Here is a 19467-nt window from a genome sequence, read left to right on the forward strand (position 1 = left end):
ATCCCCTATATGTATTTTGATATGATTATATCATTTTACAGTCACTTTTGTTTTAAAATTTAGATTTTTCTTAACATATTTGTAAATCATTTGTGAATAAACGTTAAGAAATGTTACAACTTTCCGAAATGATTGTAAACCCTGTACCAAATTATCACAATGCAGGATACAATGAATACGGATTACAAATAAAATATAAAACGGTCCAGTAAACGGACAACTTTAACAACATACAGCATATAATCCATACTATCTATGTTTACAAATAAGTGACTATTATTTTAGTAGGAGGAAGATAAATATGGCAGGAACTACGCTTGTTTTAAAAGAAGAAAATTTGGTTGTTCTCGAAAATGTGGATAAATCAGTATACGAAGAATTGCAAGACAAAACTGGTGAAGAACATTGCACATGCGCTGTGAATGAATCTGTTATGTATCTCGGAAAAGTATCTTCGGTGCTTTGGAATGAAGATGAAATAGATTGGGAATACGGTTATTAAAAAAGTCGCTTTAAGCGGCTTTTTTTATGCACAGCAAAGCGAGATGATTAAAAATATGGTAAAATGAAATTAATTTTCAAGCGGAAGAAAGGGAGACAAAATGGAACAATTCATTAATCCTAGAGTGAAGGATATTCAAATTTCTGGTATTCGTCAGTTCTCTAATATGATTCAAAATTATGACAATCTCATTTCTTTAACAATTGGACAACCTGATTTTCCAACACCTTCTTTAGTAAAAGAAGCTGCAAAACAGGCGATTACAGAAAACTATACGAGCTATACACATAATGCTGGCCTATTAGAGTTACGCAAGGCAGCTTGTCATTTTCTAAAGGAAAATTACGGTTTACACTATTCACCTGAAAACGAAACCATCGTTACAATCGGCGCTAGTGAAGCAATCGATGTAACGTTTCGTACCATTTTAGAACCAGGAACAGAAGTCATTTTACCAGCTCCTATTTATCCTGGTTATGAGCCTATTATTAGGTTATGCGGCGCAACACCTATTTTTGTAGACGTGCGTGAAACTGGATTTCGTCTAACAGCAGAAGCCATTCAAAATGCAATTACAGATCAAACAAGGTGCATCGTTTTACCTTATCCTTCTAATCCAACTGGTGTAACACTTTCAAAAGAAGAACTAACAGACATTGTAGCTGTTTTAAAAGATAAAAATATTTTCGTTCTTTCTGATGAAATTTATAGTGAACTTGTATATGAAGATAGTCATATGTCCATTGCTCATTTTCCAGAAATGCGTGATAAAACAATCGTTATTAATGGGTTGTCAAAATCCCATTCAATGACAGGCTGGCGCATCGGTCTTTTATTTGCCCCAAGCTATTTAGCTGAGCATATTTTGAAAGTTCATCAATACAACGTTACATGTGCAACTTCAATCGCACAATACGCTGCAATCGAAGCGTTAACAGCGGCAAAAGATGCGCCGAAAATGATGCGTCATCAATATAAAAAACGCCGTGATTACGTATACAACAGACTGATTGAAATGGGCTTAACTGTTGAGAAACCAACTGGCGCCTTTTATTTATTCCCATACGTTGGAAATTTTACATCTTCATCATTTGATTTTGCCATTGATCTTGTCAAAGAAGTTAGACTCGCTGTTGTTCCGGGAACAGCATTTTCAGAGTATGGCGAAGGGTATATCCGCCTTTCATACGCTTATAGTATGGAAACACTGAAAGAAGGCTGCGATCGTTTAGAAAAATTTTTAAAACAAAAAGCTAAGAGATAACACTCTTAGCTTTTTACGCATAATGATCACAAGTTTGACGCTTTAGTAATTTGTGCGGAATAATAATGCATTTTGAAGTGGACTCGGAATGCTCCACCTTGTCAACTAACGCTTTTGCCGCTTCATATCCTAATTGATAAATATTCACATCAACCGTTGTGAGCGGTGGACTTGCAATTTCAGATAATAAAGCATTATTAAAGCTTACGATAGAAACATCTTTTGGTACGGCAAATCCTTTTTTCGCAAGCGCACTTAATACCCCAAGACCAATTAAATCATCTGTCGCCATAATTGCCGTTGGTGGTTTTTCAAGCCCCATTAATTCTTCTACAGCCTGCTGACCACTCTCTCTTGAAAAATCAAAATGTAAAATATATTCATCTGGTAACACAATATCAGCTAATTTTAAAGCATCGCTCATTCCTGCTAAACGGTCTTTTGTCACAAGTAAATCAGAACCTCCACCAATAAACGCAATTTGTTTATGGCCTAATGAAATGAAATATTCCGCTACTTCCCTGGCAGCTGTATAGTTATCATTATCTACATATGTAATTTCATCTTTTCTTTCGTACGGCTTTCCAATCAAAACAAACGGGAAATTTTGCTCATGTAAATATTGAATAATACGATCGTTTTCACGTGAATAGAGAAGAATAATTCCACCGATTTGACGCCCTTGTACCATCTTCACAACACCATTAAAAATCTCCTCTTCTGTTTCACCAGTTGACATATACAGCGCATAACCTTCGACATGCGTAAACGAGCTAATCCCTCGAATTACTTCCGGGAAGAATGGGTTTTGAAATGCTTTATTTGCGGAACTCGGCATAACAAGACCGATTGTTTTTGTTGTTTGATTCGCAAGGCTTCTCGCATTTAAATTCGGATGATATCCTAGCTCGCTCATCACTTTACGAACACGACGCTTTGTTTTTTCACTTATACTTGGATTATCAGCAATTACACGAGAAACTGTAGATGGTGCAACATTTGCCTTTTTTGCTACATCTTTAATTGTAACTGTCATTAAATCTCCTCCTCTCTTCTTATTCTTCATTCATATCTATTTTTATTCTGTATTCCACAGATATTAGGAGAAAACGAAAGCTACCATTACTTTATTTCATTTCTCAAAAAAAATTATATTAATGTAAACTAATATTCTCCCTCTTCATGTATTGTAAAGGATACAAGCTTATTTTCCTATACTATAATATACTATTTTTTTCACATCTTTCCCCTTACGATGTCATATGAATCGAAATTCCCCTAAAAAAGAGAAATGGGACATAATGTCCCATTTTCATCCTTTCGTACCTCCAGCTGTTAAACCAGAAATAAAGTATTTTTGCAATGATAAGAACAAAATTGAAATCGGTATGGCAATTAATACAGAACCCGCTGCAAATGTTGTAAATTCATTTCCAAATTTCTTCGCTACCATTTCATATAATCCAACCGCTAGCGTATAGTTTTCGGGTGTGCGTAAAATGATACTCGCTAAAATAAAGTCTGTAAATGGGCCGATAAAGGTAAATAAAGCTACAACCGCCACAATTGGTTTTGCAAGTGGCATAATAATTTGCCAAAAAATACGGAAGTGTCCTGCCCCATCCATCCGGGCTGACTCGTCTAGTTCTTTTGGAATCGTATCAAAATACCCTTTCATAAGCCACGTATTCATTGGAATTGCCCCACCGACATAAATTAAAATTAACGCTAGGTGTGTATCAATTAAGCCAGTTAGCTGTGCTAATATATAAAGTGCGATTAATGCTGAAAAATTCGGTATCATTTGTAGAATTAGAAACGTTAATAATCCATTTTTTCTTCCTACGAAACGATATCTTGAAAATGCATAAGCAGTAAAGCTAATTGATAGTACTGAGAAAATCATCGTTAACACACTAACTTTTAGCGTATTTTTGTACCAGAGTAAATAATTACTTTTATCAAGATCGAGTAACTCACGATAATGATCTAACGTTGCATTTTTCGGAATAATACTCGATCCTGATAAACTATCTCCTGGATTAAATGAAGAACCAACAATCCATAATAATGGATAGAAAATAATGATACACATTATGAAAATTACGAAATAACTTAATGAAAGACGTAGCATTTTCTGTCGTTTTATATTCATTTACATCATATCCTCTTCTTGGAATGATTTTGTTCTTTTAAATTGCCATAACGCCACTGAAATAACGATTAACGATAAAATCATCGTAAGTGCCGCTGCTTTTCCGTATTGCGCTGATGTCATTGTTAATTTATAGATCCAGGAAATTAAAATATCTGTTCCACCTGCATTTTGTCCTGAAACAGCAGGTCCTCCACTATTAAATAGATAAATAATACTGAAATTATTAAAGTTAAACGTATATTGTGTAATTAAGATTGGTGCTGTTGCATATAGAACGAGCGGCAGTGTAATTTTACGAAATTGTTGCCATGCCGTTGCACCATCTACTGTAGCTGCTTCATACAATTCTCCTGGAATCGATTGCAATATACCTGTTGTCATCGCAAAAATAAATGGGAAACCAAGCCATGTTTGAATGAAAATCAAAGCAATTTTTGCCCAAAATGGATCTGTCATCCAAGCAATTTTTTCGATTCCGAATATAGCTAATACTTGATTGTTAATTGCTCCGAACGATTCATTAAACATCCCAGCAAAAACAAGAATAGATACAAACGCCGGAACAGCCCACGGTAAAATAAAGATTGTACGAATCACTGCCTTCCCTTTAATACCTGGCTGATTCACTAATATTGCTAAGAAAATACCAAGTGCTACTTGGAGTGTCGTTGCAACAAATGTCCAAATAACCGTCCAAGAAAGTACGCTTAAAAATGTATCTCTCCACATTGGTAAAGTGAAAATATCAATAAAGTTTTTGAAACTAACCCACTCTACTAATTTCGCTGGTGGAGAATGATATAAATCATAGTTTGTAAACCCAATTAAAAATACGAAAATAATCGGAAACACAACTACAAAAATCAATAACAGAAATCCTGGAGAGACCATCAAATATGGAAAACCTTGATCTAATAAATTACGGTATTGTTCTTTCACAGAATTTAACGGTATTCCTACATCACGCTTTTTTCCATTTTGATAGGCATCATATAAATTAAAAGCATATATTCCTAATCCAAATGCTATAACAATTAATGCTAAAATCCCTTCTACTAATAGAAAGATAGAATGATCCCGAGGCACTTCTGTACCGAGCGTAACAATTCCCCACAAGCCCATATTTAACAAATCCGCAAATGCTACAACAAATGAGCCTGTTAATACGAGAAAGATAAGAGCTTTTACGTATTGTTTATTATATATTTGACCAACACCTGGAATAATTGACAACATCGCAGCTGTTTTTCGGTGTTTTGAACCATTCACTTCTTGCGTGGGTTCAATGGATGTTTGCATATTTCTTCCCCCTTTTTTCTTCCCCTTGGAAGGAGGAGAATTCGTGTCTCTCTTTTACGAGAGACACGAATTCCATCTTATTTTTTCTTACTATGGTTCGCTTCAATATTTCCTTTAATTTGTTTCACAGCTTCATCGAGTGCTGCTTTCGGTTCTTGTTTTCCGGCTGCAAGTAACTCTAATGCAAATCTTGCTGGCTCCCATACTTCTTGCATTTCGGGAATATTCGGCATCGGAATACCTGTCTCAGCCTGTGTAGTTATCGCTTTTGCAGCTTCACTGTCTTTAATCATTGGATCTTCCATTAATGATTTTACAGGAGGAATTTCTTTTGATTTTTCATAACGAATTTTTGCATTTTCTTCATTTGTTACCCAATCAACAAATTTCGTTGCTAAATCTTTATTTTTTGAAAAGCTTGTTACATGCCATCCTTTTACACCAACAAAAGTTTTCATCGGTTGGCCATTTGGTAATTTTGGCATTGGTGCTACACCGTAATCGATTCCGTTTTTTTCCATAGCTTGAAATGCCCATGGACCATTCATGATAGACGCCGCTTTACCTTCATTAAATAAGCCATCAGCTGCCGCTCCCCCTGATTCACCAATAATACCTTTAGGGAATAACTTTTCCTTGTACCATTTTTGAATGTATTCCATACCTTTTACGGCACCATCACTATTTAACCCGATATCCGCTGTATTTGGTTTTCCATCTTTCTCACCAAATACATATCCTCCCATACCAGCCATAAATGCATTCGCAAAATACAAATTATCTCCTAATGCTAAAAAGCCATACTTCCCATCTTTCGTGAAATCTTTCGAAAAATTATATAATTCATCCATTGTTTCTGGTGCCTTTGGCATAAGCTTTTTATTATAAATAAATACAGGTGTTTCAATGGCCTTTGGCAAACCATATAATTTTCCTTTATATGTTTGGGCTTCTATAGATAAATCGGTAAATTTGCTCTTTACAGTATCATCAACTTTTACTTCATCAATTAAACCTTCAGTAACCACATTTCCAATATGATCATGCGGTAATGTTACAACATCAGGACCTGTACCTGCTGGACCATCGAGACGTAGTTTTTTGGTTTGATCCGTCATTTGAATTTCAGCCACTTTTACTTTCACGTTATATTTCTTTTCAAAGCTCTTTACTGCTGGTTCTAATGCAGGACCTTTTTTAAGATCTTCCCAAACAAGAAGATCATAATCTCTCTTTTCCTTACTTACTTCCTTTTTCCCTGAATCTTTCGGACCACATGCCGATAACATACCAATTGCCAAAGCTGAAACAGTTAATAATGATAATGCTTTCTTCACCCTCAAAACCTCCCCAAGTTATATATGTAATGATTAATCTAAAATGAAAACGTTTGCACTAAATAGTTTAATAGAAGCGCAAACAACCTTTCAATCTATGAAAACGTTTGCGCTATTTGTCTATCATTATACATTCTTTTATATATTTTGCAAATATTTTCTTTCTGTACTTTTCAAAAAAATTATGACATTATTCTTTCTATCCATTGACTTTATATAAAATGAATACTACCCTTATAAGCAATATTAAATTTATATCAAAAGCAATCGTTTGCAATATATTTTTATTTATAGAGATATCAAAGGGGGATTTTCTATATGTTTAAAGAAGCAATATACCATAGGCCGAAAGATAATTACATATACGCTTATGATGAAAAAACGCTTCATATTCGATTACGTACTAAAAAAAACGATGTAGATATCGTCTCACTCATTCATGGCGATCCTTATGAATGGCAAGATGGGAAATGGAGCACAACAAACATACCGATGAAAAAAAGCGGCTCAACAGATTTATTCGATTATTGGTTCGTTGCAATTGAGCCAAAATTTAAGCGCTTACGATATGGATTTGAACTAAAAAATAATACAGAAATGATCATCTATACAGAACGCGGGTTTTTCCCTAAAACACCTCATGATGATGTTGGCAACTTTTTTTGTTTTCCATTTATTCATGAACAGGATGTTTTTAAAGCTCCTTCATGGGTAAAAGATACAGTATGGTATCAAATTTTTCCAGAACGCTTTGCTAATGGAGATACTGCATGCAATCCAGTAAATACACTCCCATGGGGAAGTACTGATCCGACAGCTACTAACTTTTTCGGTGGAAATTTTGCTGGGGTCATCCAGCACCTTGATTATCTTGTAAAACTCGGCATTTCTGGGGTTTACTTCACTCCCATCTTTTCAGCACACTCTAATCATAAATATGACACAATTGACTACATGGAAATTGATCCGCAATTTGGGACGAAGGAAACTTTCAAAAAACTTGTTAACGCCTGCCATGAGCGCGGTATAAAAGTCATGCTAGATGCCGTTTTTAATCATAGTGGATACTTTTTTGATAAATTTCAAGATGTTCTTAAAAATGGCGCGCAATCACTATATAAGGAATGGTTTCATATTCATGAATTTCCGGTAGCAACAGAGCCACTTCCTAACTACGATACCTTTGCCTTTACACCATATATGCCAAAATTAAATACATCCCATCCAGATGTAAAAGAATACTTACTAAAAGTAGGACTTTATTGGGTACGAGAGTTTCATATTGATGGCTGGCGCCTTGATGTAGCAAACGAAGTCGATCATAGCTTTTGGAGAGAATTTCGTAGTGAAATAAAAGCAATTAATCCCGATGTCTATATTTTAGGAGAAATTTGGCATGATGCTCTGCCATGGTTACAAGGTGATCAATTTGATGCCGTCATGAGCTATCCTGTTACCAATGCCATGCATTCTTATTTTGCAAACGAAACAATTAGGGCAAGTGAATTTATGGAACAAATTACAGCTTCTCTTCACTCCTATTCCATGAACGTAAACGAAGCTGCTTTTCACCTATTAGATAGTCATGATACACCCCGAATTTTAACAACCTGTAATGGAAATAAAGATAAAGTGAAATTACTCTATGTATTTCACCTTTCTTTCATCGGTTCACCATGCATTTATTATGGTGATGAAATCGGTATGGATGGCGGAATGGATCCTGAGTGCCGAAAATGTATGATTTGGGATGAGGATAAGCAAGATAAAGCATTGTTTAAGCATATACAAACATTAATTTCATTACGGAAACAATACAAAGCATTTGGTGGCCATGGAACATTTCAATTTATTGAAGCAAATGACGAACAGGGTTATATTTCTTATACGAAGACATATGGAGAAGAAACAATTTTCATTGTTTTAAATCCAACAAATCATCAAATCTCAGCTCCTATACCTTTTGATATCGCAAGCAAAAAAATTGTAAATTTATATACACACGAAGAATTTTCTGCAGAGACAGACTCATTACAGGTTACACTTCCACCATATGGATTTTCAATCTTGAAATGGTAAAATATAAAGTGCAACTTTAATCAGTGGGGGTTCTTCATCCCTCACTGATTATTAGTTTTCACCAATCAGGCTTTTACAGACAGACAACCCATCCCCTACCTAACTTCTTTACTTTCGCTGTATAGATGCTACCTTGATCTGAATGAAGATTGATACAAATCACTAGTATGCTTAAATGCATAGAAAAAGCTGCCCAAACAAGCAGCTTTCTAAAGGGAATATTTCTTATTTTACTTTAGACAATATATTTTGTTGAAAAGCTCTTTCTTCTTGATCTGTATATCCAACTGATACGACTTCTTGAATATCGTCATGGTTAAATAAATAAGTGAAATCTGGATTAATATAGACTTCTGGATAAGGACATCCAATATAGTCAAATTTTCTTACATCATCTGTTTCCACTTGTTGTTTACGTCCGAAAATCATGAGTTTCTTTGTACCTTCTTTTAAGGTTACGATAGAACCTATAGGGAGAAGATGTGAATTTATTGTATTTTTCCTTTCCTTATTAATTTAGTATTTGTTTTACATTAAGAATTAAAGGAATCTAACTTGTTTTGTTGCTTTTTTAGACCAAAATAAAAATAAAGATGTACGCCATATACACCAAACACAACAGCCAGTAAAGAAAAGACTAAAATTAAGAGGATTGCTAAAGCGTTTTGCGATAATGAACCTATACATATCTGTCCAATAATATATCCCAGTCCTGAAAAATACACAATTGGAGAAATTTTTATGTTGTCTATTTCCTCATTGTTTAATCGTCTTAAAAAACTTGTTATTCCAAGAGAAATTAGTTTGTAAATTGTAAAAATATAAAGTAAAAAAGTAACAATGAAGAACAGTGGTGTTTCAATCTTAATAAAAGTGTAAGCTAACTTTTGAATCACTATAAAACTTCCAAAAGAAAAAGTTGCTCCCATGAATCCATTATATAATATGTGTACCAATCTTAACTCATGTGGTTTATAAAAAAATACCCAAATACCCCATATATTAGATATCAAAAGAAAAGGTAAAATTATATATAAATATATGGTAAAGGTCGGAGGAAATAAAAATGGCGTTAAAACCATAAAGTTAATAACAACCCACACCATAATGACACTTGATCTAACACTAAAGGGCATCAATGTTTGAATAATTTGTTCTGTGCTTTTTCCGTGATATTTTTCCATATAAATCTCCCATAAAATTCAACTAGTTTTTCTAGTGCAGAGCCTATAACTGATTATATTTTCTCTTTATAAATCCATTTTAATTGTTCGACATCTAAGTCGCTGCTATGTAGAATACAACATGACTTGCACTCATTTTCTCCCTTTGGTTTAAACATCGCATGTGGCGGGAAAAGATCCTGACCGCTTCTATGCACGACCATTTGCTCTTTCCCCCTAAAAAGAGAGGGTTTATGTTTGCTTTTTTATTGGCATTTATATTTTAAGCTGCCTTCTTTATCGTTATTCTATTGTTTCATAATCCAATATTATTGTCTCCTTTCCTTTCTTGTAAGTTTAGGTTTCTTTTGAGAATGTAATATTTTTGAATGTCCTGAAGTAATGAATTGTTTTTTGAAATCAAAATAAAAGTACAAATATGTACTTAGAGCCAGGAAAACAACTGAAATAAATGAAAAAATAATGATCAGCACGATCGCCATAGATTTTTGGCTCAAAAAACCAATACTAACTTGACCAATTATATAACCTAAACTTGAAAAGAGTACTACTTTAGGAACTTTTACATCTCGATCAGTTATCCTCCTTAAGCGGGCTGTAAAATATTTAATCCAGTATGACTCAGATTTATAAACAACTAAACCATATGCTATAAGCGATAAAACAAAAAATAAAGGTGATTCTAGTTCTACGAATTCGTAAGCCAACTTTTGAACAGCTATAAAGGTGCAAAATGAAATACTGGATGCGACAAATCCGGTATTTAGTAAATGTTGTAATTGAGGCTGCCGAGGCTTATAAATCAAAATCCCAATTCCCCATAGATTACATATCACATAAAACGGAAGAGCCGCGTAAGAATATATACTGTACGGTGGAAATATGAATAGAATGATGAGTAGAAAAACATTCATGATACCCCATACGAAGGCCCCAACAATATTTCTTATATCAAATGGTATCAATATTCGTATGCAATCATCTATGTTGTTGCCGTTATATTTGTCCATTATGCACCTCATGAAAAATTAAAAGATTTTATCTAATGCAGTTCCTATTCCAGATTTAATTCGATCTTTTACCGAATCCTGTTTGCCATCATAATTCCAATCACCTTTGTTAAATTTAATTCCATCTGTTACCATACTTAAGAATACAGAAGCACCAAAGCCAATACCAGCTCCAACAACAGTTCCAACTGGCCCTCCAATTGCTGTACCGATTGCTGCGCCAGTCCAAGCACTAGCAGCGATAGAGCCAATACCAATTGCTGCATCACCAATAATGTCACCAGCTATCTTACTTGTTGATGCTTTGTTTTCAATGTTTTCCTTTGTGTCATTAACTACGTCCCATGCTACCTCAGGTGTTCCGCACTCTTTAAATGTACATTGTTTCTCACCGTTAACATCTGTTATCGTATTATGTATAACTTTTTTATCACTTAAATAAAAAATGTTTTTTTCTGTGGTGTTGTTTTTATTCATTTGTACCTCAATAACAAAGCCTGTAGTTAGACAAATGCTGAAGTATTCTACAAGTTGTTTGTCACAAAATGTTTCGTCTTCTTTTATTATGAGTCTGATTTATATAATACCATTTCATGAATGTTTTGACTTACATTTTTAATGCCTAACCTCTCCCTAATCGTTCGGTTGAAATAACCCTCTTTTTTCATTTCAACTACTTTCCACTTCACTTCTTCAGGATAATGAACTCTTTTCTTCAAATGAACAACACCCCTTTAATTCGTATGTTTAGTATGCGAATTAAAGGGGTGTTTTGTTCATGTCCCACTAATTGGTTTTACTTTATTTCCATCTCAAAGCTTTTCATTATCTTAATTTATACACTCTCGCTTCATATGGCTGTAAATCAATACTCTCAATTATTTCATCTTGTACATCATAATTGTGTATTAATAATTCTGAACTATTATAGGTTATCTCTTTCGGTATTTTAAATACACACTCATCCTCAGTAAAGTTCGCAATCACCAGTAATTCTTCATCTTCCCATTTTCTTATATAAGCAAAAATAGATGGATGATCCTCTAAAATTAAATCATATGTACCATACACAATGATTTCATGTTTTTTACGAAGCTCAATCAATTTCTTGTAGTAATAAAAAATAGAGTTTGAATCTTGTAATGCTTGTTCTACATTGATTTCTTTATAATTAGGGTTTAATCCAATCCATGGTTTCCCGGTAGTAAATCCAGCATATTCCGTTGCATCCCATTGCATTGGTGTTCTAGCATTATCTCGCCCTTTTATATAAATCGATTGCATTACTTTTTCTTTATCTTCACCACGCTCTATTACTTTTTCGTGGTACATATTCAGCGTTTCAATATCTCGGTACTTATCAATCGAATCAAAGCGAACATTTGTCATCCCAATTTCTTCTCCTTGGTAAATATAAGGAGTCCCTTTCATCATATGAAGTACCGTTGCTAACATTTTCGCTGATTCTATGCGATATGCTTTATCATTACCAAATCGAGAGACAACACGAGGCTGGTCATGATTATTCCAATACAAACTATTCCATCCTGTTTGTTCTAACGCTTTCTGCCATTTTGTTAAGTTCTGCTTTAATGCAAGAAGTGAACATGGCTTTATATCCCACTTTCCTCCCTCTCCAGAATCTAAATCCATATGTTCAAACTGAAATACCATTTGTAATTCTTGACGTTCTTCCGCTGTATAAAGTTTCGCTTCCTCTGTTGTTACACCCGGCATTTCACCAACTGTCATAATATCGTATTTTGACAATACCTTCTGATTCATTTCATGTAAGTACGTGTGAATATTCGGTCCATTCATAAAGTATTGATGGCCTGATACATAACCTTCTTTCTCCGTTTTCACAGTTGGTAATCCCTCTGTTTTAGAAATAAAGTTAATCACATCCATACGAAAACCATCGATGCCTTTTTCAAGCCAAAACTCCATCATCTCATAAACATCTTTTCGCACTACTTCATTATCCCAATTTAAATCTGGTTGCTTTTTAGAGAATAAATGTAAATAATATTCATCTGTCGCTTCATCATACTGCCAAGCGGATCCACTAAAAGCCGCCTCCCAATTATTTGGCTCTTTTCCCTCTTTCCCAGGACGCCAAATATAGTAATCTCGATACGGATTATCTTTTGACTTGCGAGATTCGATAAACCAATTATGTTCATCAGAAGTATGGTTAACAACTAAATCCATCATTAATTTCATATTACGTTTATGCATTTCATTTAATAATTCGTCCCAATCGTTCATTGTTCCAAAATCATCCATAATTTTTCGATAATCACTAATATCATAGCCATTATCATCATTGGGAGATTCATAAACTGGCGATAACCAAATTACATCTATACCTAGTTTCTTTAAATAATCAAGCTTTGCAATAATTCCGCGAAGGTCACCAATCCCATCACCATTACTATCCATAAAACTACGCGGATAAATTTGATATACAACACTTTCTTTCCACCATTGCTTTTCCATCATGTTACCCCATTTCATTTTTAATCAAAAAATCCAAGGCGCAAACGTTTTCACTAATGAATGATAACAGATTTTAAAAGAAATGAAAACAGCGCTTACATTTATCTAACTTAGTTTAGCTAACTTTCAAAGAAAAAGAGCTTTATTTATTAAACATTTCATCTAATCTATGAAAACGTTTTATTTTTTTATTTATTTTTCAAAAACATTCGTTTATAATGAATTCAAAGAAAACGTTTGCATAATTTTTCTAGGAGGAAAAGTCATGGCAGAACTAAAGTTAGAAAATATTTATAAAATGTATGATAATAACGTAACAGCAGTAACAGACTTCAATTTACACATTCAAGATAAAGAATTTATCGTATTCGTTGGTCCATCTGGATGTGGAAAATCGACGACATTACGAATGGTAGCTGGACTTGAAGATATTTCAAAAGGGGAATTTTCTATTGATGGTAAAGTAATGAATGATGTTCCTCCCAAAGATCGCGATATCGCAATGGTCTTTCAAAACTATGCTCTCTACCCGCATATGAGCGTTTACGATAACATGGCATTTGGATTAAAACTTCGTAAAATCCCAAAAGACGAAATTGATCGCCGTGTAAAAGACGCAGCTCAAATTTTAGGGCTTTCGGAATATTTAAACCGAAAACCAAAAGCATTATCTGGTGGACAGCGCCAACGTGTTGCGTTAGGTCGTGCGATTGTCCGTGACGCAAAAGTTTTCTTAATGGACGAGCCGTTATCAAATCTAGATGCAAAATTACGTGTAGCGATGCGCTCAGAAATTTCTAAACTACATCAAAGACTTGGAACAACAACAATTTATGTAACACATGATCAAACAGAAGCGATGACAATGGCTTCACGCCTTGTCGTTATGAAAGATGGAAAAATCCAACAAATCGGCTCACCAAAAGAAGTTTATGAAACACCTGAAAACATTTTCGTTGGTGGATTTATTGGCTCACCTGCAATGAACTTCTTCCGTGGTAAATTAACCGAACAAGACTTTATTATAGATGATAAAGTAAAGATTAAAGTATCTGAAGGTAAAATGAAATTATTACGTGAACAAGGTTATGTGAATCAAGAAGTTGTACTAGGGATTCGTCCAGAAGATATTCATGATGAACTTTTATTTTTAGAAGCTTCACAAGGGACAACATTTACAACTCAAATTGAAGTTGCCGAACTATTAGGCGCGGAATCTATTTTATATATGAAACTTGGAAATCAAGATTTTGCAGCCCGTGTTGATGCAAGACATACCTTTACACACGGTGATCAAATTAAACTTGCATTTGATATGAATAAAGCACATTTCTTTGATAGTAAAACCGAAAACCGTATTCGCTAAAATAGCACTTTTCTTTGTATTATGCAAATACAAAAAAAACCGTCCACATATGTATTTTGGGCGGTTCTCTACTATTATATTAGGGTTCCTACTGTATGAAATGACTGTTCTTTTGCACTGATAATACCAAAAATAGGTAAGTCAGTTAACGTTACTTCTTCTTGCTGTTTCATAAAAGATGATGTCAATTGTTTTATTTCTATCCAAACATCATTAATACAAAGTACATTGGAATCGTTCTCTTGTTGACGTGAGAAAATAGAATCTATTTTATATAAGCCAGCATTATTAAAGAGCACATCAATACGATTATAAGCATCAATAGCTACTTCAATGACATGTTGCCAATCGCCTTGTTTCGCCATATCATGGGTAACAAAAAGTGCCTCTCCACCTAAATCTACAATTTCTTCTGCTGTTGCTTGTCCATTTTCCTTATCAATATCTGTCACAATTACTTTTGCACCTTGTTCTGCCAACAAAAGAGCTGTACTACGTCCAATACCGATGCCACCGCCAGTTACAACGGCAACTTTTCCTGCAAGCTTCATCGTCATTACCCCTTCTGTAAGTCTTACCGTCATTCAGTATACTCCTTTCGCCTGTAGCTCTGCAAGCAGGAAAAGTCAATACCACCCTTTGTAATCGTTTACTTGTTTGTTTTCTCTTTTTTCTTACTATTATATTGATCAAAAGCTAGACCGATAAAAATAAGTATGCCCCAAAAAATTAAGCTACTTTCTATCATTTCGATCTCCCCCTTGTTATATAACAAACTTGTTTCATTCATTGTATCATTTTCTTAATTTCCAATCTAACAAAACAAAAAATAGGATGTGTTAAAAAGTTTGCTTTTGCTTACTTTCTAACACATCCTACATCAATATGGATATACTCTATAGGGGATATCCACCCTATATGAACTCCATTATACCAATTTAACTTATCGAATTTTGCAAAAAAATAAAGGTATATATATTTTTTTAATAAGTCCTAAATCCCCCCTTTTTGAATAATATATTGCTATTCAAAAAGGGGTAAAAAATATAACTCTTTATCGTTCTATCATACTATTCTTTAGACAAGACTCATCACTTTCGTTTTCATAATTAAGTCATGGAAACCACAGTTATCTTTACGGAACAACATCATATACACATTACAAATAGATGGAATTCCTAGTAGCAATATGTTTGGTAATAACAATACAAAGAACCGTACTGTTAGCGTTTGAATTGTTAACTTTTCATTTGTTAATGATATAAGTTTTGTTCGTGTAATCTTTTTACCAATTGTACAACCGTTCCATATAAATGGAACAAAAATAAAATAGATAGCCATTAATATAAAAACAAGCGTAAGATCATATCGGTAATCACCTAGGCTTATATTAAAACGATTGAAAATGGCCCCATAATTTCCCGTTACAATTGCCACAACCGCACCATACATAACCGAGATGAAAAACATATCAATAATGGAGGCACCTATGCGATTCATTACCACCGCTGGACGATGCATCTTTAACTTCATTTTATGTCGACTCCTTTGCATCCTTCTTTACCTGCTTCATCGTACCATTTCTAAAAACCATTGTAAATAACTCATATATTGGCGTTTCTTTTTCTTTTCTTGTACAATATGTTTACAACAAGCATTTTTTAAGGAGGGCCTCATATTGAAGCGATTGATGACCGTAATTACCATTATATTGCTGACTGGTTGCGCAGCAAACTCTAGCCATTCAGCTTACACCATCAATGATGAATATGAACTAATAAATACTTCCGGAAATGCATTTGAACTTTTTCCAAAACAAGACGCTGTATACGCTACTCAACATGTACCAGCTAAAATTGTAGAAATTGCCTGGGACGATATATACATTATTGCAAAACAAATTGAAGAAAAATCTGACCCTAATAACCCAGAATCTAGTATTACAAATAAACAGAGCGAACATTATTGGATTATTGATATGAACAACAATCGCCGTTTTGGTCCTTATAACGAAAAACAATTTCAGGAACAAAAGGAAGCATTTCGAATTTCTAAACAATTACAAACCGTAGAAGTTTATTTAAACGAGCAAAACAAACAGTCAGCAAACACCTAAAAATGGCTATTTGTTTCAAGAACCAAAACTTTTTCAGTCCATCTGTTGATTTTGATAACTTGGATGCTCCTCTTTTATTGTGATAACAGTACCGCATTTTTTACAAATTTCTACCTCTGCGACTGTTTGTGCAAATAAAGTAAGATAGTTTTTTTGATTTGGTGCTATCGTTGCTTTTTCTATCTCTTTACTACCGCATTCGTAACATCTTTTTTCCATTTTTCTTCCCCCTTTGCACTTTATAATACATTCGCTTTGATTTGACAAATTTCCTGTTCATTTTCTATACAAAAAACATCTCACTTAGACAGTGAGATGTTAAATGTTTGTGGTTCTACAACAGTTTCATGTGTATCACCCGTTGCAAGAACATCTGTTGTAAATGCGATTTGAGTAACCTCTTTTTTCTCATCCTCGAGTATTAATCCAATTATTCCTTCCCTTGTCTCGCCTGGTTTATACTCTTCACTTGTAACACTTTTTGTACCTACAAGCGTATCCTCTTCATATAAGAAGTTTTGTTTTGGGACATTAAATTGCTGTGTTCCATTAATCGTAACATCATTCATAGAGAAAAACTGTATGTCTTTATCTCCACTATTTTCTACCTTATATGTAATTTCGACATAACGTACTTTATCTTCAATGTCTTTTCCACTTAACGAAGCGTACAACTCAGCATCTTCTCGATTAACTTTATCACCAAGTCTGCGTTGCACTTCTTCTGGACTTAATGCTGTATATACCTTCAATGTATCTTTTGCATCTTGACTCATTTGTGATAATGCGATGACCTTTACATCTTGCACATGAATTTTCATTGGAGCTACTTCAAACGTTTGATTCACATGTTTTAGTTGCTCTAATTTAAATGTTCCCCATCCTTTTTCTTTTACAGCCTGTCCAACCTTCTTTAATTCCTTGCCACCATATTCAGTCGTCTCTGGAATTGATTCTTTCTTCTTAACTTCTTTTTTTTCTTCCTTATGGAAGCAACCACTTAGTATAATGAGAAAACTACATAAAATACAAATACTTTTCCATATTTTCATCTTCTTATTACTCCTAACACTCTCATTCATAATTAACTAGATTATTCCCTTATTTTATATACTGCTAAAACAATGAATATACCACAAAAAACACTTGTAAGTCCAGATACTATTATACTCCCTATTTGTAAAATTTAGAAATGTAGATCTAACAATGCATGTGCAGTAAACACGCGAAGCACTGTAATCATTGACCATCCCCAGTATTTCCTTTTCTCTCTTACTGAAATCATATCTACTTTTGATTGAGAATCTCTATATTTCAAAAGAACAAATATAATGAATACAAAGCCAAGACATGTACTCCTATGCTGCATAAATTTATATATTGATATCGAATAAATACAAAGGTAGACTCATAACAAAGAGAGGAACGAGGCAGCCCCCTTTTGTTCTTCGTAGCAGCGACTTATATGTTGAAAAGTCAAAATAGATTTATATAGAATACAATCTATCATAACGATAGCATTGCTTTATATGCAATACTTATTTTGACATTGGAATATCTACACTTTAAATGATATAATTTAAATGTAATTTTCAGGAAAAAGAGGTGATGTAATGTTGCCACTCATACTCGTATTTCTCCTTATTCTATTAGGACTTTTTATAACCACGTATATGGGCTTTTTCTATGGAAACATATAAAAATAGTAAAGCATATTCCAAGTCTACTAGGTTTTATGGCTACTATACTGATTTTTATTATAAAAAGAAACACCTATGTCTGGGAAGGACTAGATTTCCCGGTTTTACAATTTGTCATTTTATTTGCAAGTTATCTGATTTTTGTACTTACTGCTATATTAGAAACAAAATCTTCAACGAATTGAGGTATATATTTTGAATGAGTATACAACCTTTCTAAAGAACGTCTCCTTACAAAAAGAACATATCCCTAATTTTTCCGTCTATCCATATTGCTTACCCGCTATCCGAACACTACAATCACTAGATTTTCATCCAAATGTAACATTTATAATCGGAGAAAACGGAACTGGCAAATCAACATTGTTAGAAGCAATTGCTGTCGCTTTAGGATTTAACGCGGAAGGTGGGACAAAAAATTTCCGTTTCACTACACATGATTCCCATTCATCTTTACATAAGTATATTCGCGTAGCAAAAAACGTCGCGACACCAAAAGATGGGTTCTTTCTACGAGCAGAATCATTTTATAATGTTGCTTCTTATATCGATGAAATTGATTCTGAACCATTAGGGGGAGGCAAGGTTATTGATTCATATGGTGGTATATCCTTACATGATCAATCACATGGAGAATCATTCTTTTCCTTATTTATGAATCGTTTTTCAGGACAAAGCTTATATATTTTAGACGAGCCTGAAGCAGCCTTATCTCCAATGAGACAGCTTTCTATGCTCATTCGGATGCATGAATTAGCAGAGCAAGGATCACAATTCATTATCGCAACTCACTCTCCTATTTTGATGGCTTATCCAGAGTCCAGTATATATTCTTTCTCACAAGAAGGAATCACTGAAGCAACGCTAGAAGAAACTGAGCATTATCAAACGATGAAACTCTTTTTCGAGAATCGTGATCGCTTGTTTCATCATTTGTTCCAATCATAAAG

General features: G+C 34.1%; 20 protein-coding genes and 3 pseudogenes. 6 read left to right on the forward strand and 17 right to left on the reverse strand.

Annotation, left to right across the window (positions count from 1 at the left end):
• The first annotated feature begins 301 nt into the window (after window positions 1–301).
• Together J4P91_RS04385 and J4P91_RS04390 are read left to right on the forward strand one after the other, a co-directional pair.
• Window positions 302–502: a hypothetical protein gene (locus J4P91_RS04385; RefSeq protein WP_017151082.1), complete on the forward strand. Its 201-nt coding sequence runs from the start codon at window positions 302–304 to the stop codon at window positions 500–502.
• A 100-nt stretch (window positions 503–602) separates the two neighbouring features.
• Window positions 603–1766, forward strand: a complete 1164-nt coding sequence (locus J4P91_RS04390; RefSeq protein WP_017151081.1) for an aminotransferase A — start codon at window positions 603–605, stop codon at window positions 1764–1766.
• 13 nt (window positions 1767–1779) lie between these two features.
• Here the strand turns inward: J4P91_RS04390 and malR are convergent, their stop codons facing one another.
• From malR to J4P91_RS04410, 4 genes are all read right to left on the reverse strand, one after another.
• A complete protein-coding gene (gene malR / locus J4P91_RS04395; protein ID WP_207993063.1) occupies window positions 1780–2802 on the reverse strand; it encodes a maltose operon transcriptional repressor MalR in 1023 nt (340 codons plus the stop codon).
• Between the two features lie 276 nt (window positions 2803–3078).
• Complete coding sequence (gene malD, locus J4P91_RS04400; RefSeq protein WP_017151079.1) at window positions 3079–3921, reverse strand: maltosaccharide ABC transporter permease MalD; 843 nt, start codon at window positions 3919–3921, stop codon at window positions 3079–3081.
• Window positions 3922–5223: a carbohydrate ABC transporter permease gene (locus J4P91_RS04405; RefSeq protein WP_207993064.1), complete on the reverse strand. Its 1302-nt coding sequence runs from the start codon at window positions 5221–5223 to the stop codon at window positions 3922–3924.
• Window positions 5224–5300: 77 nt separating this feature from the next.
• Window positions 5301–6560 carry a sugar ABC transporter substrate-binding protein gene (locus J4P91_RS04410; RefSeq protein WP_207993065.1) on the reverse strand — a complete coding sequence of 420 codons (1260 nt, stop codon included), beginning with the start codon at window positions 6558–6560 and terminating at the stop codon, window positions 5301–5303.
• 318 nt (window positions 6561–6878) lie between these two features.
• Between J4P91_RS04410 and J4P91_RS04415 the strand changes: the two genes are divergently transcribed.
• Entirely contained in the window at window positions 6879–8639 is a 1761-nt protein-coding gene (locus tag J4P91_RS04415) for an alpha-glycosidase (protein WP_207993066.1), read from the forward strand.
• Between the two features lie 225 nt (window positions 8640–8864).
• Here J4P91_RS04415 and J4P91_RS04420 read toward each other — a convergent pair whose 3' ends face one another.
• The 7 genes and pseudogenes from J4P91_RS04420 to J4P91_RS04455 all read right to left on the reverse strand — a co-directional run bounded on the left by J4P91_RS04420 (window position 8865) and on the right by J4P91_RS04455 (window position 13335).
• A complete protein-coding gene (locus J4P91_RS04420) occupies window positions 8865–9131 on the reverse strand; it encodes a DUF4176 domain-containing protein (RefSeq protein ID WP_026049161.1) in 267 nt (88 codons plus the stop codon).
• 41 nt (window positions 9132–9172) lie between these two features.
• Window positions 9173–9823, reverse strand: a complete 651-nt coding sequence (locus J4P91_RS04425) for a hypothetical protein (RefSeq protein WP_207993067.1) — start codon at window positions 9821–9823, stop codon at window positions 9173–9175.
• A 53-nt stretch (window positions 9824–9876) separates the two neighbouring features.
• Window positions 9877–10026: a hypothetical protein gene (locus tag J4P91_RS04430; protein ID WP_207993068.1), complete on the reverse strand. Its 150-nt coding sequence runs from the start codon at window positions 10024–10026 to the stop codon at window positions 9877–9879.
• Window positions 10027–10134: 108 nt separating this feature from the next.
• Window positions 10135–10833, reverse strand: a pseudogene (locus tag J4P91_RS04435) (hypothetical protein); the annotation flags it as partial.
• 18 nt (window positions 10834–10851) lie between these two features.
• Window positions 10852–11196: pseudogene (locus tag J4P91_RS29670) on the reverse strand (WXG100 family type VII secretion target); the annotation flags it as partial.
• A gap of 202 nt (window positions 11197–11398) precedes the next feature.
• Window positions 11399–11552, reverse strand: a pseudogene (locus J4P91_RS04450) (IS3-like element ISBt2 family transposase); the annotation flags it as partial.
• A gap of 106 nt (window positions 11553–11658) precedes the next feature.
• Window positions 11659–13335, reverse strand: a complete 1677-nt coding sequence (locus J4P91_RS04455) for a glycoside hydrolase family 13 protein (protein WP_017151074.1) — start codon at window positions 13333–13335, stop codon at window positions 11659–11661.
• Between the two features lie 265 nt (window positions 13336–13600).
• Here J4P91_RS04455 and J4P91_RS04460 point away from each other — a divergent pair, with 265 nt between their 5' ends.
• Complete coding sequence (locus J4P91_RS04460; protein ID WP_017151073.1) at window positions 13601–14701, forward strand: ABC transporter ATP-binding protein; 1101 nt, start codon at window positions 13601–13603, stop codon at window positions 14699–14701.
• 74 nt (window positions 14702–14775) lie between these two features.
• On the opposite strand, the gene J4P91_RS04465 is transcribed toward J4P91_RS04460, so the two are convergent.
• The 3 genes from J4P91_RS04465 to J4P91_RS04475 form a co-directional block, all read right to left on the reverse strand.
• A complete protein-coding gene (locus J4P91_RS04465) occupies window positions 14776–15285 on the reverse strand; it encodes an SDR family NAD(P)-dependent oxidoreductase (protein ID WP_017151072.1) in 510 nt (169 codons plus the stop codon).
• A 65-nt stretch (window positions 15286–15350) separates the two neighbouring features.
• Complete coding sequence (locus J4P91_RS04470; protein ID WP_207993069.1) at window positions 15351–15449, reverse strand: flagellar motor protein; 99 nt, start codon at window positions 15447–15449, stop codon at window positions 15351–15353.
• 329 nt (window positions 15450–15778) lie between these two features.
• Window positions 15779–16234, reverse strand: coding sequence for an RDD family protein (locus J4P91_RS04475; RefSeq protein ID WP_017151069.1), 456 nt, complete (start codon window positions 16232–16234; stop codon window positions 15779–15781).
• A gap of 145 nt (window positions 16235–16379) precedes the next feature.
• Between J4P91_RS04475 and J4P91_RS04480 the strand changes: the two genes are divergently transcribed.
• Window positions 16380–16817 (forward strand): DUF3997 domain-containing protein, encoded by a 438-nt coding sequence (locus J4P91_RS04480; protein ID WP_017151068.1) that lies wholly within the window; start codon window positions 16380–16382, stop codon window positions 16815–16817.
• 33 nt (window positions 16818–16850) lie between these two features.
• On the opposite strand, the gene J4P91_RS04485 is transcribed toward J4P91_RS04480, so the two are convergent.
• The 3 genes from J4P91_RS04485 to J4P91_RS29675 all read right to left on the reverse strand — a co-directional run bounded on the left by J4P91_RS04485 (window position 16851) and on the right by J4P91_RS29675 (window position 18213).
• Entirely contained in the window at window positions 16851–17036 is a 186-nt protein-coding gene (locus J4P91_RS04485) for a hypothetical protein (RefSeq protein ID WP_017151067.1), read from the reverse strand.
• An 80-nt stretch (window positions 17037–17116) separates the two neighbouring features.
• Complete coding sequence (locus J4P91_RS04490; RefSeq protein WP_017151066.1) at window positions 17117–17869, reverse strand: DUF4352 domain-containing protein; 753 nt, start codon at window positions 17867–17869, stop codon at window positions 17117–17119.
• Window positions 17870–18003: 134 nt separating this feature from the next.
• The gene (locus J4P91_RS29675; protein WP_374192012.1) at window positions 18004–18213 is read right to left on the reverse strand and encodes a DUF4184 family protein; all 210 of its coding nucleotides are present in this window, start codon (window positions 18211–18213) and stop codon (window positions 18004–18006) included.
• Between the two features lie 499 nt (window positions 18214–18712).
• On the opposite strand from J4P91_RS29675, the gene J4P91_RS04500 reads away from it, so the two are divergent.
• On the forward strand, window positions 18713–19465 hold the full coding sequence (locus J4P91_RS04500; RefSeq protein WP_207993071.1) for an AAA family ATPase: 753 nt from the start codon (window positions 18713–18715) through the stop codon (window positions 19463–19465).
• The last annotated feature ends 2 nt before the right edge of the window (window positions 19466–19467 follow it).

This window comes from Bacillus sp. XF8, from assembly GCF_017498755.1.
Classification (GTDB): domain Bacteria; phylum Bacillota; class Bacilli; order Bacillales; family Bacillaceae_G; genus Bacillus_A; species Bacillus_A bingmayongensis.